Origin of the sequence: Streptomyces sp. NPDC096205, assembly GCF_044763135.1 — a bacterium.
In the GTDB taxonomy this organism is placed as follows: Bacteria; Actinomycetota; Actinomycetes; order Streptomycetales; family Streptomycetaceae; genus Streptomyces.
Window position 1 is genome coordinate 750,257 of the sequence record NZ_JBIWFS010000003.1, and the last position, 16,312, is coordinate 766,568.

Sequence of the window (16,312 nt, forward strand, 5' to 3'; positions counted from 1 at the left end):
TTCAGGCGGTCGCGGTCGGCGAGGTGGGCTGTGGCGATCAGGCAGTCACCGTCGGCCGGTCGCCGACCCTGCCCAGGGGCATGGAGAAGCCGCGCTCGGTGGCGGTGCCGCGCCAGTCGTCGGCGGCGCGCCGGATGCGCTCCAGCTCGGTGTCACCGAGGTCGGGGACACGTCGTACCCGGGTTTCGTAACCGGCGCGCTCGATGCGCTCGACCATCTGGCGCACATTGCGCATCGGGCGGCCGGCCAGGGAGAAATCCGCGGTGTCCACCACCGCCTCGTCGCCCGGTTCGAGGGCGTCCAGGCCGGTCTCGCGGGTCCACACCTGTCCGCCGGTCTCGGAGCAGCCCATGACGGCGGGGGTCCAGGAGTGGGCGCGGGCCTCGTCCATGAAGCGTTCGATGGCGCCGGGCCAGGCCTCGACGTCGCCGATGGGGTCGCCGCTGGCGAGCATCACACCGGAGACGACGCGGTAGGTGACGGCGGCCTTGCCGCTGGGGGAGAACACGACGGCCTTGTCGCGGCGCAGCGCGAAGTGGCCGAGGGAGTCGCGGCCGCCGTGCTGTTCCAGCAGGGCGCGCAGCCGGGTCTCGTCCTCGGGGGTGAGACGGGCGGCGGGGTGCTCGGGGCGCAGGGCGAGGTAGAGGGTGGTGACGGCGGTGAGCAGGCCGAGGGCGCCGAGGGAGAAGGCGACCGTCCAGGAGGTGGTGCCGCGGTAGTCGACGGGTCCGTCGAGGCCGAACAGGCCGTACAGGACGTGGGCGAGGCGGTCGGCGAGGCTGGGGTTGCCGACCGTACGGCCGGGGTGGGCGCTGACCACGACCAGCCCGAGCACGACCGAGAAGGCGCCCATCAGGACGAAGTTGGCGAGCGCGTGCCGGCGTCCGCGCGGGTCGGGCAGCGCGGCGAACTGCTCGCGGTGCCGCAGCAGCAGCCAGAGCAGGGCCAGCGGGACGACCACGCCGAGGACGGAACTGCGGTAGGTGAACTGGGCGAAGGCACCGAGGGGCAGCAGCACGACGGCGGCGCGCCAGGCCCGCCGCTTGCCGCGCTTCAGACCGTGCGCCAGCAGAAGCAGCAGCACACCGGCGCTCAGCGACAGCGCGGCGGCGAACGGGCCGAGCGCGCCCGGAAGTACCTCGGCGAGGGTGTGCATACGGCTGTACCGGAAGCCCGGGACGACGCCGGCGGCGATGTCCAGCAACCCCACCAGCGTGCCCGCGCGGGCGACGAGGACGGGCACGGACTCCGGGCGTGGACCGCGCGGCAGGTGCCGTGTGCCGCCGGGCGGGGCCGGGGCCCTGCCCGTCATGTCCTGTTCTTCCCTGGCAGACATCGCTTCCCGTGGTTCCGCGAGAGGGCTCGGTGCCGGTGCCCGATTCGGGCATCCGGCGACATTGCGCCCTCTAGGACGGTGAGTTCGCAAGGGAGGTTCACTCGGCTCGCGCACCTGCCCTCGCGTCGTGAATGCCTGATGCCCTGTGAAGGCTCTGGTGTGCCTGTGTTTTTGTGACCCAGGGCACCACGACTCGCCTACGCGCGGTAAGTTTCTGGCCATGCCACGTGGACGTCACCGCCATTCCCCGCCTCTGCACAGGCTGCTGCCGCCGTCGGCGATCGCAGGCGTCTCCGTCGTCTGCGCGCTCGGCCCCTGGGTGTTCACGGAAGCGGCGCTGCTGCGCTCCCTCGCCGCCGTGGCCGCGGTCACCGCGGTCACCGGCGCGGTGGTCATGCGCCGTTGGGACACACAGGCGGGCAAGCAGGTCGCCGATCTCGCACGCGCGCGTGCGAGCGACGAGTGGCGCCATGAGGAGCGGGTCGCCGAACTGGAGTCCGACCTCGACGAGTCGCGCGAACTGCGCGGCAAGCTCGAGCAGCGGCTGCGGGCGAAGCGCGCGGAGCTGGCGAAGCTGCGCAACGAACACGCGGCCCTGCTACGCCGTTACGCCACGGCGGAGACCGAGCGGGCCAGCGCGCTGGAGGGCCGCCGCCTGCTGGAGCTCGAGTCCGGCGCACCCGCGCGTGCGGCGCTGCCGCCCGTACCGGCGCCCCGGCCCGCCGAGGTGGAGGCGGCCTCGCGGCAGCCCGACACCGCCGAGGCCGACCACGCGCGCGTGGCGCAGCCCGAGCGGCCCGGGGTGTTCTCGCCGGAGGGTTCGCAGCTGTTCCTGCGGGCGAACGCCGCCCTGAGCCGTTTCGCCGGCGACGGCAGGACCCCTGCGAAGACCGCCGCCCCTGCGGGGAACGGCGGCACCGACGGCCCCGCTGCGGAGGCCGCGCCGGAGGACGAGGCGCAGGGGAAGACCGAGGCGGCCGCCGGTCACGAGCGCGCGGCCGCCGCCCCGAACGCCCCGCAGGTCGAGGCCTCGACCCCCGCGCGGGACCGCGCGCCCGACACCGCCACGGACGTACGCACCTCCCCGCAGGGCAGCGAGGAAAGCCAGGGCAGCGAGGAAGGCCACGGCAGCGAGGAAAGCCAGGGCAGCAACCAGGACGCCCAACAGACCACGGAGGCCCAGCAGGCCGGGGACGTCCAGGCCCCCGCCGACCCCGCCCCGCAGCCCGTCGGCGGTCACTTCGCCGTGCCGACCGCCGTGGCCGTCGTACCGGCCGCTCCCGCGCGGCGTCCGACGGTCGAGGGCGGTTTCGACTTCTTCGGCACCAAGGCGCCGGAGCCCGCGGCGCTCGCGGCGGTGCAGAACGAGGACCTCGCCGACGTCGTCGGCCAGGAGGCGCTCGATCTGCACAAGGCCGAGTCCGAGGCGCGGTTCCGCCCGGCGGGCGAGGAGACCCGGGCCGTCGGCCAGGTGATCGACCTGACCGCGCACGACGAGACCGAGCAGATCGACGTCCAGGGGCTGCGCAGCGCGGCATCCTGACACGCGGTCACGACGTCCCGGAGGGCGGCACGCACACGCGTGCCGCCCTCCGGCGTCACGGCGTCACGGCGTCATCCACCGGTCGGGCAGGGCGTCCCGGCGTCCGGTGCGGGACCGCTCCGCCTGGCCGCGCAGCAGCAGCGCCGCCTCCTCGGCGTCCCGCAGCCGGGCCGTGACGCTCTTGTCGGCGCCGGTGTCCACATGGACGTCGGCGAGCCGCCACAGGCGCTGCCAGGGCCCTTGGGTGAGCCGTACGCTCTGCACCTTGGCGTGCGGGACGAGGTCGAGGCTGCGCCGCAGCAGCCCGCGCCGCGCGGCGAACACCGCGTCGGTGACCGCGAGCCCGTGCCCGCGCCACCACACCGGCACACACCGGCCCGCGCGCCGCGGCGGCCGGGACAGCGACGCATACGGCGGTACGGTCACCCCGGGCAGCACGCGCGCGACGAGCGACTCGGCGATCTCGCGCGGGGCGACCGGCACCAGTACGGAGTTCGAGGACCCGGCCACGTCCAGCTCCACCCGCACCCAGCCCCGCGTCCGCCAGAGCAGCGGCTCCACGATCCGCACGGTCTGCACCCGGCCGGGCGGCACCGTCTCGTGGCTGCGGTCCAGCAGCCCGCGGTCGATGCGCAGCCCGTCCGGGGACTCGGCGACCGTCCAGTCGAAGTCGGCGACGAACCGCCCCACGCTGCTCGCGCCCGCCGCACCCAGCAACGGCAGCGCGGTCGCGAGGACTGTCCACAGGCTGTGGGTGGCCACCCACAGCACCGGCGGTACGACGAGCGCGGCGGCCAGCGCCCCCCAGGTCGCGCCGGTCAGCAGCAGCGAGCCGGCGAGTACGCCGGGGGGCACCTGCAGCAGTCTGCGCGCCGGCGCTTCGCCGACTTCGTGCGCCGTCTCGGGCGCGAAACCGGCGGCGCGCGCCAGCAGCTCCGCGCGGAGCGCACGCGCCTCGCGCTCCCCCAGAAAGGCCAGTTCGTCCTTCTTGTCGGCTCCTACGACGTCCAGCCGCAGCTTCGCCACGCCCGCGATCCGCGCGAGCAGCGGCCGGCTGACGTCGACGGCCTGGATCCGCTCCAGGCGGATGTGCGCGGTGCGCCGGAACACCAGGCCCGTGCGGATGCGCAGCTCGGCGCCGGTGACCGCGAAGTGGGTGTACCACCAGGTCAGGAAGCCGTAGAGGGCTGCGGCCGGGACGACCACGGCCAGGGCGATCAGCAGGGTCGTGGTCGTGAGCCGCTCCAGCTGGCGCTGCGTCTGGCCCGGATCGTGCACGGCCCATCCGATGACCACGGCTATGGGCGCCCAGGCCCGCCGCAGCGGCGTGACGGGATGCAGCCGCCGCTCTACGACGCCCTCCTCGGGGCGTACGCCTTCCTCGGGCAGTACGCCTTCCTCGGGCAGTACGCCCTCCTCAGGCCGTACGCCCCCGTCGGCCCCCGGCCCGTTCACAGGCCCGCCGATCGGGCCTGGCCCAGCTCGGTGAGCCGGTCGCGCAGGCGTTCCGCCTCGGCCGGGTCCAGGCCAGGAATCGTGGCGTCGGTCGCTGCGGCCGCGGTGTGCAGCTGGACGCTGGCCAGCCCGAAGTGCCGTTCGAGCGGCCCGGAGGTGACCTCGACCAGTTGCATACGGCCGTACGGCACGACCGTGACCGTGCGCCACAGCACGCCGCGGCTGATCAGCAGGTCGTCGGCGCGCTCGGCGTAGCGCCAGGAGCGCCAGTTGCGGCCGAGCAGCACCCAGCCCCAGGCGATGAACGCCGGCGGGAGCAGGGCGAAGGCCGCCCAGGCGGGCCCGGCGAGCAGGCCGAGCAGCAGACCGGCCGCGACCGCGGCGAGGCCCAGCCAGAGCACCAGCAGCGTCCGCCGCATCCGCAGCAGCCCCGGCGGCAGCCCGGTCCACTGCGCGTCGCTCGGATCCGACCCGGCCGGCGCGGCCGTTCCGGCCCCCGCCGCTTCCCCGCCCCGTGGGCTCCCCGTCTCCATACGGCCAGCGTACGTAGGGGAGACTGTGTGCATGACTCCTCAGACGGAGACGATGGTCGGAATCGGTGGCGCCGCGGAGAGCACCGACATGGTGCTCAACATCGGGCCCCAGCACCCGTCGACGCACGGCGTGCTGCGGCTCAAGCTGCTCCTGGACGGCGAGCGCATCACCAGCGCGGAGCCGGTGATCGGCTATATGCACCGGGGCGCGGAGAAGCTGTTCGAGGCGCGCGACTACCGGCAGATCATCATGCTGGCCAACCGCCACGACTGGCTGTCGGCGTTCTCCAACGAGCTGGGCGTCGTCCTGGCGGTGGAGCGCATGCTCGGCATGGAGGTGCCCGAGCGCGCGGTGTGGACGCGCACCCTGCTGGCGGAGCTGAACCGGGTGCTCAACCATCTGATGTTCCTCGGCTCCTACCCGCTGGAGCTGGGCGGCATCACGCCGGTCTTCTACGCGTTCCGCGAGCGCGAGGTGCTCCAGAACGTCATGGAGGAGGTCTCCGGCGGGCGCATGCACTACATGTTCAACCGCGTCGGCGGCCTCAAGGAGGACCTGCCCGCGGGCTGGGCCGCACGCGCGCGTGGTGCCGTCGCCGCGGTGCGCTCGCGCATGGACGTCTTCGACGACCTGGTCCTCGGCAACGAGATCTTCCGCGGGCGCACGCGCGGCGTCGGGGAGCTGACGCCGCAGGCCGTGCACGCGTACGGCGTGAGCGGGCCCATCGCGCGCGCCTCGGGCGTCGACTTCGACCTGCGCCGGGACGAGCCGTACCTGGCCTACGGGGAGCTGCAGGACGTCCTGAAGGTGGTCACGCGGCAGGAGGGCGACTGCCTCGCCCGGTTCGAGTGCCTGCTGGAGCAGACGCACAACGCGCTGGACCTGGCCGACGCCTGCCTGGACCGGCTCGCCGAGCTGGCGCCCGGCCCGATCAACCAGCGGCTGCCCAAGGTGCTGAAGGCACCCGAGGGGCACACGTACGCGTGGACCGAGAACCCGCTCGGCATCAACGGCTACTACCTGGTGAGCAAGGGCGAGAAGACGCCGTACCGGCTGAAGCTGCGCTCGGCCTCCTACAACAACATCCAGGCGCTCACCGAGCTGCTGCCGGGCACGCTGGTGGCGGACATGGTGGCGATCCTGGGCTCGATGTTCTTCGTGGTCGGCGACATCGACAAGTAGGGCGTACGGGCCTCAGAGGGCCCGCTCCGTCAGTGGGTTGGAAATTCCAACCGGCTGGATCAGCCAGCCGAAGTCGCCGAGGCCGCCCGGAGCGGTGAGCTCGGCGGCTTCCCCGGCGCCCGCGAGGGCGCGTACGTACTCCGCGGGGTTCGTGGATGCGAGCGCGAGCGGGGGGCGTGCGCCGGTGAGGTCCAGGGCGCGCAGGGCAGCACGCTGGGACAGCAGGCGCCCCTCGGGGAGCGCACACGCGTCCAGCGCGACGTGCGCCGTCACATCGCACGACCCGTCCGGCACGGGCGCCGTCTCGCGCCCCTCCCGGAAGCCGGTGAGCGTCCCGAACGGGGGGCGCGCGTCGGCGGTGTGCGCGTAGTCGACCGCCACCGCGAGCCCCCGCTCCACACAGGCGACCGCCTCGGCCCACGCCGCGTCCCGAGGCCGCCCGATCTCGGCCCGCAGCCCCTCCTCGCCCGGCAGCGGCCACCAGCGCGCCAGCCACGCGGCGTCGGCACCCGACACCGGCTCCCCGAGCCGCTCCGTCCCGTCGTCCCGTACGAGGACCAGCCGCGGCACACCGGCGGCGTCCACCTCGGCGACCTCCACGGGGACGTTGTCCAGCCACTCGTTGGCGAACAGCAGCCCGGTGACGGCCCTCGGCGGCTCGGCGAGCCACTCGATCCGGGGGTCGAGACCGTCCGGGCGCCCGGCGATCTCGACGGCGTGCACACGCGCGCGTGCCGCCACCTCGGCGGGCAGCGCCGCGAGCACCCCGGCCGCCAGCTCGCCCCGGCCCGCGGCCATGTCGACGAAGTCCAGCCGCTGCGGCCGCCCCAGCGCCTGGTCGACCCGGTCCAGCAGCCGGGCCACGGTCCGCGCGAACAGCGGCGAGGCGTGCACGGACGTACGGAAGTGCCCGGCCGGGCCCTCCGGCCTGCGGTAGAAGCCGTCCGGCCCGTACAGCGCGGCCTGGGTGGCCGCCCGCCACCCGCGCCACTCGCCCGCCGCGCCCAGCGCCTGGTCGGTCACGTTGCCCGTCACGTCCCCTGTTACGTCACCCGTCACGTCGCCCGTCACCTCGCCTTCACGCCGTCAGGCTAAACGCACAGGGGAGCGGGGCCTCCACCTTGCGGAGTACACGGGGCGGGCGCGGATCGGCCCTCCGGTTGACCCCGGCACACTTCGCGCTTCCCTACTCTGGGTTACGTGCAGCGTCTCTATGACTTCCTCCGCAGACACCCGACCGGGGTCGACACCTTCTGGGCGATCATCCTGTTCGGGCTCTCGGTGGTGGGCGGATCGGTCGAAGGGGATCGCACCGGCACCGACGCGCCGTGGCGCATCGTCTCGGTCTCGCTGCTGCTGAGCCTCGTCGTCGCGCTGCGCCGCCGTATGCCGGAGAAGATGCTGGTCCTGGCCGGAGTGGTCGGGGTCGCGCAGCTGGTGCTGAACGTGTCGACCACCGTCGCCAACTTCGCGATGCTGGTGATCGTCTACACCGTGGCCGCCACCGGCGCGACCTGGGCCCGCCGCTTCGGCCTGGTCGGCGGGCTGGCCGCGGCACCCCTGGCGCAGATCCGCTGGCACCACCCGGACACCAGCACCGCCGGCAACCTGGCCATCGCCGTGTTCCAGACGGTGCCGTTCGCCCTGGCCTGGGTGCTCGGCGACTCGCTGCGCACCCGCCGCGCCTACTTCGCGCAGCTGGAGGAGCGCGCGGCCCGCCTGGAGAAGGAGCGCGAGGCGCAGGCGAAGGTCGCGGTCGCCGCCGAGCGCGCCCGGATCGCACGCGAGCTGCACGACGTCGTCGCGCACAACGTCTCGGTGATGGTGGTGCAGGCCGACGGTGCCGCCTACGTCCTCGACGCAGCTCCCGACCAGGCCAAGAAGGCCCTGGAGACGATCTCCTCCACCGGCCGCCAGGCCCTCGCCGAGATGCGCCGTCTGCTGGGCGTACTGCGCACCGGCGAGCACCAGGAGGCCGGGGAGTACGTGCCGCAGCCCGACGTGGAGCAGATCGAGGACCTGGTCGAGCAGTGCCGCGGCTCCGGACTGCCCGTCGACTTCAAGATCGAGGGCACTCCGCGCTCGCTGCCCAGCGGCGTCGAGCTCACGGCGTACCGGATCGTGCAGGAGGCGCTCACCAACACGCGCAAGCACGGCGGCCCGAACGCCGGCGCGAGCGTACGTCTCGTCTACTTCGACGACGGTCTCGGCCTGCTCGTCGAGGACGACGGCAAGGGCGCCCCGCACGAGCTGTACGAGGAGGGCGGCGCCGACGGACAGGGCCACGGCCTGATCGGCATGCGCGAGCGCGTCGGCATGGTCGGCGGCACGCTGGACGCGGGCCCGCGCCCGGGCGGAGGATTCCGCATCAGCGCGCTGCTCCCGCTCAAACCGGCGCACTGACGCCGCCGCACGCCCCCTGTTGACACCTGTCAGACCCCCTGCGTGAGACAGACGCAGGACCCCTACGTGAGACAGACGGAAGAGGACCCGATGACGATCCGCGTGATGCTCGTCGACGACCAGGTGCTGCTGCGCACCGGTTTCCGGATGGTGCTCGCCGCCCAGCCGGACATGGAGGTCGTCGCCGAGGCGGGTGACGGCGTCGAGGCCCTCCAGGTGCTGCGCTCCACCGCCGTCGACGTGGTCCTGATGGACGTACGCATGCCGAAGCTGGACGGCGTGGAGACCACCCGCCGCATCTGCTCCGACCCCAACCCGCCCAAGGTGCTCATCCTGACCACCTTCGACCTCGACGAGTACGCCTTCTCGGGGCTGAAGGCGGGCGCCTCCGGCTTCATGCTCAAGGACGTGCCGCCCGGCGAACTCCTCGCCGCCATCCGCTCCGTGCACAGCGGCGACGCGGTCGTGGCCCCCTCGACCACGCGCCGGCTGCTCGACCGCTTCGCGCCGATGCTGCCCGCCACCGGCGGCGAGCCCCGGCACAAGGAGCTGGAGCGGCTCACCGACCGCGAGCGCGAGGTCATGGTGCTGGTCGCGCAGGGCCTGTCCAACGGCGAGATCGCCGCCCGGCTCGTGCTGTCCGAGGCGACCGTGAAGACGCACGTCGGCCGCATCCTGACCAAGCTCGGCCTGCGGGACCGGGTGCAGGTGGTCGTCCTCGCCTACGAGACGGGGCTCGTGCGCGCGGGCGGACAGGGCTGACGGACGTCCCTCGCGCCGGTACCTTCTGCGCATGCTCCTGTGGATCAACGGCCCCTTCGGGGGCGGCAAGACACAGACCGCACACGAGATTCAGCGCCGGCTTGCGGGCAGCGTCATCTGCGACCCCGAGCACGCGGGCTTCGGCCTGCGCCGCATGCTCCCGCCCGAACTGCGCGGAGACTTCCAGGATCTGGCGTCCTGGCGGGCCGGGGTCGTGGAGGTCCTCGACCTCGCCCTGACCAAGCACGACGGCGTGGTGATCGCGCCGATGACGGTCACCGACCCCGGGCACTTCGCCGAGACGGTGGGCCGTCTGCGCGAACTGGGCCACGACGTACGCCACTTCACTCTCCTCGCCGAACGCGAGACCGTGCTGCAGCGACTGCGTGAGCGCGGCTTCGGGCACCTCCTTCAGTACGTCGCCGGGAAGAACACCGGCCTGCGCCGGGAGAGCTGGGCCGTCTCCCAGCTCGACCGGTGCCTGGAGCGGCTGAGCGAGCCGGAGTTCGCCGAGCATCTGTGGACCGACCACACCACCGTGCCCAGGACGGCCGACCGCATCGCGGTGCTGGCCGGGCTGACGCTGCGGCCCAACACCGCGGGCGTGCTGCGCAACCGGCTGCGGCAGGCGCGGGTGGGGATCCGGCACATCCGCTTCGACTGACGGTCCCGACCGATGGTCCGACAGACTCCGGCAGATCGCCCGACTGATGGCCCGACGGATGGCCCGACCGGCGGTTCGGCCGAGCCGCGCGGCTACCGGAGGATGCCTTCCAGGAAGTCGCTGCCCAGCCGCGCCACCATGGAGACGTCGAGCTGGTGCAGCACATAGCGTCCGCGCCGGCGCGTGCTGACCAGCCCCGCCTTCTTGAGCACCCCGAGGTGCCGGGATATCTCGGGGGCGGTCATGCCGTGGACCTGCGCCAGATCGCTGGTGGTGTACGCGCTGCGGGCCAGGTGACGGCACAGGCGCATGCGCACCGGGTGGGACAGCGCGGTCATCCGCAGGGTGAGCTCCTCGACGGACGGCGGACAGGACAGCTCGGGCGAGCCGACGGGGTAGTGCAGCAGGGGCTGCCAGCCGTAGCGGTGCAGCACGTTCAGATGCGGCCGGCCCAGGCTCGTCGGCACCAGGAGCAGACCGTCGGCACCGGCGGCGGCACGGCCCTCGACGACCTTGTCCACGACGATCCGGCCGGCGTCCTTGTCCAGCGTCAGCGCCGGGGACACCGCGGCCAGCGCCTCGGCCAGGCCGCGGCGGCGCAGCACGTCGGTCTTGTGCCGGGCGTCCGCCGCCAGCTGGAGGCTCAGCCGCGACCAGGTCTCGGCGAAGAAGGCCTCGTCGCAGTCCTGGAGGAAGCGGCGCAGCCAGGCGCGCACGGCGGGCGGGTCGTCGAGCAGGCGTCTGGTGAAGCGCACCTGCTGGGGGCCGCGGGAGGAGGCGGTCTCCAGGGCCCGGCGGCGCACCTCGGGGTTCGACAGGATGTCCGGGATCTGGGTGTCGTACTGGGCCATGCACGTGAACTCGAGGGCCGCGTCCACGAACTGCTCGTCGGTCAGCTTGTCCAGCAGGTCCAGCTCCTCGGCGAGCGTGGCGCCCGGGAGCGCGCCGCCGGGCAGGCCCGCGAACGGCAGGAACAGGTCCGAGAACGTCGTCCGCCACAGGAAGTCGGCCTCGCACATCCGGTCGGCCAGGTGCGGGTCCAACCGCGCGGTGACGCCTGTGGCCCAGCCCTGCAGGCCGGGGTGGTGGGCCGGCTCAGACAGGGCGTGCAGCGCCATGCCGAGCTCGGCCAGGGGCGAGGGCACGAAGGCGACCCTCTCCGGCCGCAGGCCCGTCACATCGATGCTCACGCTCATGCCCTCATGGTGCACCCCACCACTGACAACACGGCCGTCGATTGACGCCACCCGTCAATCGACGCGACACGCGCTCTGACCGGGCGCGGCCAGGAGGCACCGGGGTGGCTGTACGGGGGTGGGGTGCGGTCCGTCCCCCCCCCGCCCTACCGCCCGCATGGGGGTGCGGTCCGTCCCCGCCCGCCCTACCGCCCGCACGGGGGTGCGGTCCGCCCCCGCCCGCCCTACCGCCCGCCCCCGCCCACCAGCCGTGCCGCGAACCCCTCCGCCGCCTCCTTCACGTCGTCCGCCGTCCACTCCAGCCCCGCCGACCGCACGGTCACCTCGGTGAAGGCCAGCCCCGGGCCGCCCGGTTGCCAGCCCGCGGGCAGCAGGAACGTGCCGGTCTCCTCGGCCTGGCGTACGGCCGTCTCCGCGAGCACCGGGGCGTCGTACGGCAGCCAGAGCTGGAACTGGTGGATGTGCGGCACCTCGGGGTGCACGCGCGCCCAGGGCACGCCCGCCGCGGCGAAGCCGTCGCGCAGTGCGGCGGCGACCACGCGCGCGTGGCGCACGTACTCGGGCAGGCGCGGCAGCTCCCGCTCCAGGCCGATCAGTGCCGACAGGACGGTCGGGAACTGCTGGAAGATCATGCCGCCGTACCGGTGCCGCCAGGCCTTCGCCTCCTCGACGAGAGCCCTCGGGCCGGCGAGTGCGGCGCCGCCGAAGCCGTCGAGGGACTTGTAGAACGACACGTAGACGGTGTCGGCGAGGCCCGCGATCTCGTCCAGGGGCCGGCCGAAGTGCTCGGTGGACTCCCACAGGCGCGCCCCGTCGAAGTGGACGACCGCCTCCCGCTCGCGCGCGGCGTCCACCAGTTCGGTCAGCTCCTCCCAGGTGGGCAGCAGGAAACCGGCATCCCTAAGGGGCAGTTCCAGCATCAGGGTCCCGAAGGGTTCCTCGAAGTCCCGCACCTCCGCGGCGCTGGGCAGCCGTGACTCGGAGGTCAGTCGCAGCGGGCGCAACCCGCTGACCAGGCTGAAGGCGTCCCGTTCATGCACTTCCGGGTGGGAGAGGCCGTGCAGGGCGACCGTGGGCGTGCCCGTGCGGCCCGCCCAGCAGCGCAGCGCCACCTGCTGGGCCATCGTGCCGGTCGGGAAGAACGCCGCCGCCTCCTGGCCAAGCAGCCCCGCGACCCGCTCCTCCAAGGCCTCCACGATCCGGTCGCCGTACATGTCCGCGCGCTCGTCCAGGTCGTACACCTCGGGCGCGGCCTCCTGCAGCCAGGCGAGCCGCGCGCGGACCGAGTCGCCGAAGCCGGGCCGCGACAGCACGCGCGCGTGCCGGTACGCGGCGTCGCGCCGGTCGCGCAGCCGCTCCTCGGCCGATCGTGTGTCCTGCTCGCCCTTGTGTTCCGCCACGTCGCTCATGCGCGGGATCATGCCTTCTCCGCCCTGAGCGGGCACCGGGATTTCACCTCCCCCTCACGCGCGCGGGCGACGTGGCGAAACCCACAGCCTGTGGATGACCGGACACCCCTCGACACGATCGCGTTAACATGACGAGAAATCGTCCGGTACCCCGAGCGGACTGGAACGGGAAGGCCACCGTCGCGTGAGTACAGTCCAACAACCAGACCCGAAGGACCGCCCCGCGCGGCTCGCCGTCGGCGTCGTCGGCGCCGGCCGCGTGGGCCCCGCGCTCGCCGCGTCCCTCCAGCTCGCCGGGCATCACCCGGTGGCCGTCTCCGCCGTCTCCGACGCCTCCCGGCGCCGGGCCGCCGACATGCTGCCCGACGTGCCGGTCGTGCCGCCGGCCGAGGTGCTCCAGCGCGCCGACCTGGTTCTGCTCACCGTTCCCGACGACACCCTGCCCGGTCTGGTCCAGGGCCTCGCCGACACCGGCGCCGTGCGCCCGGGCCAGCTCCTGGTGCACACCTCCGGCCGCTACGGCGCCAAGGTGCTCGACCCCGCCCTGCGCGCGGGCGCGCTGCCGCTGGCCCTGCACCCGGCGATGACGTTCACCGGCACGCCGGTCGACGTGCAGCGCCTGGCGGGCTGCTCGTTCGGCGTGACCGCGCCCGAGGAGCTGCGGATGGCCGCAGAGGCCCTGGTGATCGAGATGGGCGGCGAGCCGGAGTGGATCGCCGAGGACAACCGCCCGCTCTACCACGCGGCCCTCGCCCTGGGGGCGAACCACCTGGTCACCCTGGTCGCCCAGTCGATGGAGCTGCTGCGCACCGCCGGTGTCGCCGCCCCCGACCGGATGCTCGGCCCGCTGCTCGGCGCCGCCCTGGACAACGCCCTGCGCTCCGGTGACGCGGCCCTGACCGGCCCTGTCGCGCGCGGGGACGCGGGCACGGTCGCCGCCCATGTGAGCGAGCTGCGCAAGCACGCGCCGACGACGGTCGCCGGCTATCTGGCGATGGCCCGCGCGACCGCGGACCGGGCGCTCGCGTCCGGCCTGCTGAAGGCGGAGCTCGCCGAGGACCTGCTCGGGGTACTCGCGAACGAGGCCAAGAGCTACGGCGCCGAAGGAGACGCCCGATGACCATCACCCTGCAGCGCACCGCCGCCGAACTGTCCGCACGCGCGCGTGCGGGCCGCCGCGCCGTGGTGATGACCATGGGCGCCCTGCACGAGGGCCATGCCACCCTGATCCGCACCGCGCGGGAGGTCGCCGGGCCCGACGGCGAGGTCGTCGTCACCGTCTTCGTCAACCCGCTGCAGTTCGGCAAGGGCGAGGACCTCGACCGCTATCCGCGCACCTTGGACGCCGACCTGAAGGTCTGCGAGCAGGCCGGAGCCGACGTCGTGTTCGCGCCCTCGGTCGAGGAGGTCTACCCGGGCGGTGAGCCGCAGGTGCGCATCACCGCGGGCCCGATGGGCGAGCGCCTGGAGGGTTCCTCGCGGCCCGGCCACTTCGACGGCATGCTCACCGTCGTCGCCAAGCTGCTCCACCTCACCCGGCCCGACGTGGCGTTCTTCGGGCAGAAGGACGCCCAGCAGCTCGCCCTGATCCGGCGCATGGTCCGCGACCTGAACTTCGGCGTGGACATCGTCGGCGTACCGACCGTGCGCGAGGACGACGGCCTGGCCCTGTCCAGCCGCAACCGCTACCTGTCCCCGGCGGAGCGGCGTACCGCGCTCGCGCTGTCCCGCGCGCTGTTCGCGGGACGCGACCGGCACGCCGCGCAGGAGGCGCTGCGCGCGCGTGCCCTGGCGGTGCCCGCCACGCACGCGCGTGCCGAGGCGCTCAGCGCCATAGGGGAGTCCCGCGCGGCCGCCGACGCGCACGCCGTCGCCCAGGCCGTACCGGGCGCCGCGTCCGCCGTCCGCGCGGCCGCCCGGCTCGTCCTGGACGAGGCCGCCCGCGTCGACCCGCCGCTGGAGCTGGACTACCTCGCGCTCGTCGACCCGGCCGACTTCACCGAGATCGACGACGACTTCACCGGCGAGGCGGTCCTCGCCGTCGCCGCGCGGGTCGGCACGACCCGGCTGATCGACAACCTGCCCCTCACCTTCGGAGCCGCCTCGTGACGAGCACAGGCATACGACTGCACGCGCCCGCGCCGGGCTGGTCGATCGACGCCGACGTGGTGGTGGTGGGCTCCGGCGTGGCGGGCCTGACCGCGGCCCTGCGCTGCGAGGCCGCCGGGCTGAGCACGGTCGTGGTCACCAAGGCCCGCCTCGACGACGGCTCCACCCGCTGGGCCCAGGGCGGCATCGCCGCGGCCCTCGGCGAGGGCGACACCCCCGAGCAGCACCTGGACGACACCCTGGTCGCGGGCGCAGGACTGTGCGACGAGGAGGCCGTGCGCATCCTCGTCACCGAGGGCCCCGACGCCGTACGCCGGCTGATCGCGACCGGCGCCGCGTTCGACACCGACGACGAGGGCGGCATCGAGCTGACCCGCGAGGGCGGCCACCACCGCCGCCGTATCGCCCACGCGGGCGGTGACGCGACCGGCGCGGAGATCTCCCGCGCCCTCGTCGAGGCGGTACGCGCGCGTGGCATGCGCACCGTCGAGAACGCGCTCGTCCTGGACCTGCTGACCGACGCCGACGGCCGCACGGCCGGGGTCACGCTGCATGTGATGGGCGAGGGCCAGCACGACGGCGTGGGCGCCGTGCACGCGCCGGCCGTGGTCCTGGCGACCGGCGGCATGGGCCAGGTCTTCTCCGCCACCACCAACCCGTCCGTGTCCACCGGTGACGGCGTGGCCCTCGCCCTGCGCGCGGGCGCGGAGGTCTCCGACCTGGAGTTCGTGCAGTTCCACCCGACCGTGCTGTTCCTCGGCCCGGACGCGGAGGGCCAGCAGCCGCTGGTCTCCGAGGCCGTACGCGGTGAGGGCGCGCACCTGGTCGACGCCGACGGCGTGCGCTTCATGATCGGACAGCACGAGCTGGCCGAGCTGGCCCCGCGCGACATCGTCGCCAAGGGCATCATGCGCCGCATGCACGAGCAGGGCGCCGAGCACATGTACCTCGACGCCCGGCACTTCGGCGCCGAGATGTGGGAGCACCGCTTCCCGACGATCCTCGCCGCCTGCCGCGCCCACGGCATCGACCCGGTCACCGAGCCCGTCCCGGTCGCCCCGGCCGCCCACTACGCCTCCGGCGGCGTCCGCACCGACTCCCACGGCCGTACGACCGTCCCCGGCCTGTACGCGTGCGGCGAGGTCGCCTGCACCGGTGTGCACGGCGCCAACCGGCTCGCCTCCAACTCCCTGCTGGAGGGCCTGGTCTACGCCGAGCGCATCGCCGCCGACATCGCCGCGAGCCACGCGGAGAACGCCCTGCACGCGCGTGTGCCCGAACCCGTGCCGTACCCGCAGACGCCGGAGCACCCGCTCCAGCCCGCCGAGGCCCGGTTCGCCATCCAGCGGATCATGACCGCGGGCGCGGGCGTCCTGCGCTCGGCCGATTCCCTCCAGCAGGCGGCCGAGCAGCTTCAGCGGCTGCACAGCGAGGCCCGCGACGCCCTCGACGAGAACGGCAAGACCGCCGAACCCGGCGTCGACACCTGGGAGGCCACCAACCTCCTGTGCGTCGGCCGAGTCCTGGTGGCCGCCGCCCGGCTGCGCGAGGAGACCCGCGGCTGCCACTGGCGCGAGGACGCCGCCGACCGCGACGACGCGAACTGGCGCCGCCATATCGTCGTACGGCTGAATCCGGACCGCACGCTCGCCGTGCGTACCACCGACACCGCAGACTTTCCCCCGACCCGGCAGCACCGGCCTTCTCAGGAGCAGTGAC

The 16,312-nt window shown here is 73.9% G+C and carries 13 protein-coding genes and 1 pseudogene; 8 read left to right on the forward strand and 6 right to left on the reverse strand.

The features are described 5' to 3' along the window. Positions 1 to 1,312: pseudogene (locus tag ACIQ6Y_RS15865) on the reverse strand (phosphatidylglycerol lysyltransferase domain-containing protein); the annotation flags it as partial. 244 nt (positions 1,313 to 1,556) lie between these two features. Between ACIQ6Y_RS15865 and ACIQ6Y_RS15870 the strand changes: the two are divergent. Then, positions 1,557 to 2,879, forward strand: coding sequence for a hypothetical protein (locus ACIQ6Y_RS15870; RefSeq protein WP_404038137.1), 1,323 nt, complete (start codon positions 1,557 to 1,559; stop codon positions 2,877 to 2,879). A 63-nt stretch (positions 2,880 to 2,942) separates the two neighbouring features. On the opposite strand, the gene ACIQ6Y_RS15875 is transcribed toward ACIQ6Y_RS15870, so the two are convergent. Both ACIQ6Y_RS15875 and ACIQ6Y_RS15880 read right to left on the reverse strand, forming a co-directional pair. Beyond that, complete coding sequence (locus ACIQ6Y_RS15875; RefSeq protein ID WP_404038393.1) at positions 2,943 to 4,286, reverse strand: PH domain-containing protein; 1,344 nt, start codon at positions 4,284 to 4,286, stop codon at positions 2,943 to 2,945. A gap of 44 nt (positions 4,287 to 4,330) precedes the next feature. Then, on the reverse strand, positions 4,331 to 4,867 hold the full coding sequence (locus ACIQ6Y_RS15880) for a PH domain-containing protein (RefSeq protein WP_404038140.1): 537 nt from the start codon (positions 4,865 to 4,867) through the stop codon (positions 4,331 to 4,333). Positions 4,868 to 4,898: 31 nt separating this feature from the next. On the opposite strand from ACIQ6Y_RS15880, the gene ACIQ6Y_RS15885 reads away from it, so the two are divergent. After that, entirely contained in the window at positions 4,899 to 6,050 is a 1,152-nt protein-coding gene (locus ACIQ6Y_RS15885; RefSeq protein ID WP_404038142.1) for an NADH-quinone oxidoreductase subunit D, read from the forward strand. Positions 6,051 to 6,062: 12 nt separating this feature from the next. Here ACIQ6Y_RS15885 and ACIQ6Y_RS15890 read toward each other — a convergent pair whose 3' ends face one another. Continuing rightward, a complete protein-coding gene (locus ACIQ6Y_RS15890; protein ID WP_404038395.1) occupies positions 6,063 to 7,073 on the reverse strand; it encodes an SAM-dependent methyltransferase in 1,011 nt (336 codons plus the stop codon). A gap of 177 nt (positions 7,074 to 7,250) precedes the next feature. On the opposite strand from ACIQ6Y_RS15890, the gene ACIQ6Y_RS15895 reads away from it, so the two are divergent. The 3 genes from ACIQ6Y_RS15895 (at position 7,251) to ACIQ6Y_RS15905 (ending at position 9,879) form a co-directional block, all read left to right on the forward strand. Further along, complete coding sequence (locus ACIQ6Y_RS15895; RefSeq protein ID WP_404038145.1) at positions 7,251 to 8,453, forward strand: sensor histidine kinase; 1,203 nt, start codon at positions 7,251 to 7,253, stop codon at positions 8,451 to 8,453. A 90-nt stretch (positions 8,454 to 8,543) separates the two neighbouring features. Continuing rightward, complete coding sequence (locus ACIQ6Y_RS15900; RefSeq protein ID WP_404038398.1) at positions 8,544 to 9,215, forward strand: response regulator; 672 nt, start codon at positions 8,544 to 8,546, stop codon at positions 9,213 to 9,215. A 31-nt stretch (positions 9,216 to 9,246) separates the two neighbouring features. Further along, positions 9,247 to 9,879, forward strand: coding sequence for an AAA family ATPase (locus ACIQ6Y_RS15905; protein WP_404038148.1), 633 nt, complete (start codon positions 9,247 to 9,249; stop codon positions 9,877 to 9,879). A 92-nt stretch (positions 9,880 to 9,971) separates the two neighbouring features. On the opposite strand, the gene ACIQ6Y_RS15910 is transcribed toward ACIQ6Y_RS15905, so the two are convergent. Further along, entirely contained in the window at positions 9,972 to 11,075 is a 1,104-nt protein-coding gene (locus tag ACIQ6Y_RS15910; RefSeq protein ID WP_404038151.1) for a DUF5937 family protein, read from the reverse strand. 224 nt (positions 11,076 to 11,299) lie between these two features. Next, positions 11,300 to 12,484 carry a threonine aldolase family protein gene (locus tag ACIQ6Y_RS15915; protein ID WP_404038154.1) on the reverse strand — a complete coding sequence of 395 codons (1,185 nt, stop codon included), beginning with the start codon at positions 12,482 to 12,484 and terminating at the stop codon, positions 11,300 to 11,302. A 184-nt stretch (positions 12,485 to 12,668) separates the two neighbouring features. On the opposite strand from ACIQ6Y_RS15915, the gene ACIQ6Y_RS15920 reads away from it, so the two are divergent. Genes ACIQ6Y_RS15920 through ACIQ6Y_RS15930 form a run of 3 tightly spaced genes read left to right on the forward strand, consistent with a single transcriptional unit; the run spans position 12,669 to position 16,311 of the window. Next, positions 12,669 to 13,604, forward strand: a complete 936-nt coding sequence (locus tag ACIQ6Y_RS15920) for a Rossmann-like and DUF2520 domain-containing protein (RefSeq protein WP_404038156.1) — start codon at positions 12,669 to 12,671, stop codon at positions 13,602 to 13,604. After that, a complete protein-coding gene (panC, locus tag ACIQ6Y_RS15925) occupies positions 13,601 to 14,593 on the forward strand; it encodes a pantoate--beta-alanine ligase (protein ID WP_404038159.1) in 993 nt (330 codons plus the stop codon). The genes ACIQ6Y_RS15920 and panC overlap by 4 nt, the downstream gene beginning before the upstream one ends. Next, the gene (locus ACIQ6Y_RS15930) at positions 14,590 to 16,311 is read left to right on the forward strand and encodes an L-aspartate oxidase (RefSeq protein ID WP_404038162.1); all 1,722 of its coding nucleotides are present in this window, start codon (positions 14,590 to 14,592) and stop codon (positions 16,309 to 16,311) included. Before panC ends, ACIQ6Y_RS15930 begins: the two co-directional genes overlap by 4 nt. The last annotated feature ends 1 nt before the right edge of the window (position 16,312 follow it).

Coding starts and splice junctions, on each gene's coding strand:
- ACIQ6Y_RS15910 (WP_404038151.1), bottom strand. CDS start 11,075: ATGAGCGTGAGCATCGATGTGACGGGCCTGCGGCCGGAGAGGGTCGCC.
- ACIQ6Y_RS15900 (WP_404038398.1), top strand. CDS start 8,544: ATGACGATCCGCGTGATGCTCGTCGACGACCAGGTGCTGCTGCGCACC.
- panC (WP_404038159.1), top strand. CDS start 13,601: ATGACCATCACCCTGCAGCGCACCGCCGCCGAACTGTCCGCACGCGCG.
- ACIQ6Y_RS15885 (WP_404038142.1), top strand. CDS start 4,899: ATGACTCCTCAGACGGAGACGATGGTCGGAATCGGTGGCGCCGCGGAG.
- ACIQ6Y_RS15870 (WP_404038137.1), top strand. CDS start 1,557: ATGCCACGTGGACGTCACCGCCATTCCCCGCCTCTGCACAGGCTGCTG.
- ACIQ6Y_RS15915 (WP_404038154.1), bottom strand. CDS start 12,484: ATGAGCGACGTGGCGGAACACAAGGGCGAGCAGGACACACGATCGGCC.
- ACIQ6Y_RS15880 (WP_404038140.1), bottom strand. CDS start 4,867: ATGGAGACGGGGAGCCCACGGGGCGGGGAAGCGGCGGGGGCCGGAACG.
- ACIQ6Y_RS15905 (WP_404038148.1), top strand. CDS start 9,247: ATGCTCCTGTGGATCAACGGCCCCTTCGGGGGCGGCAAGACACAGACC.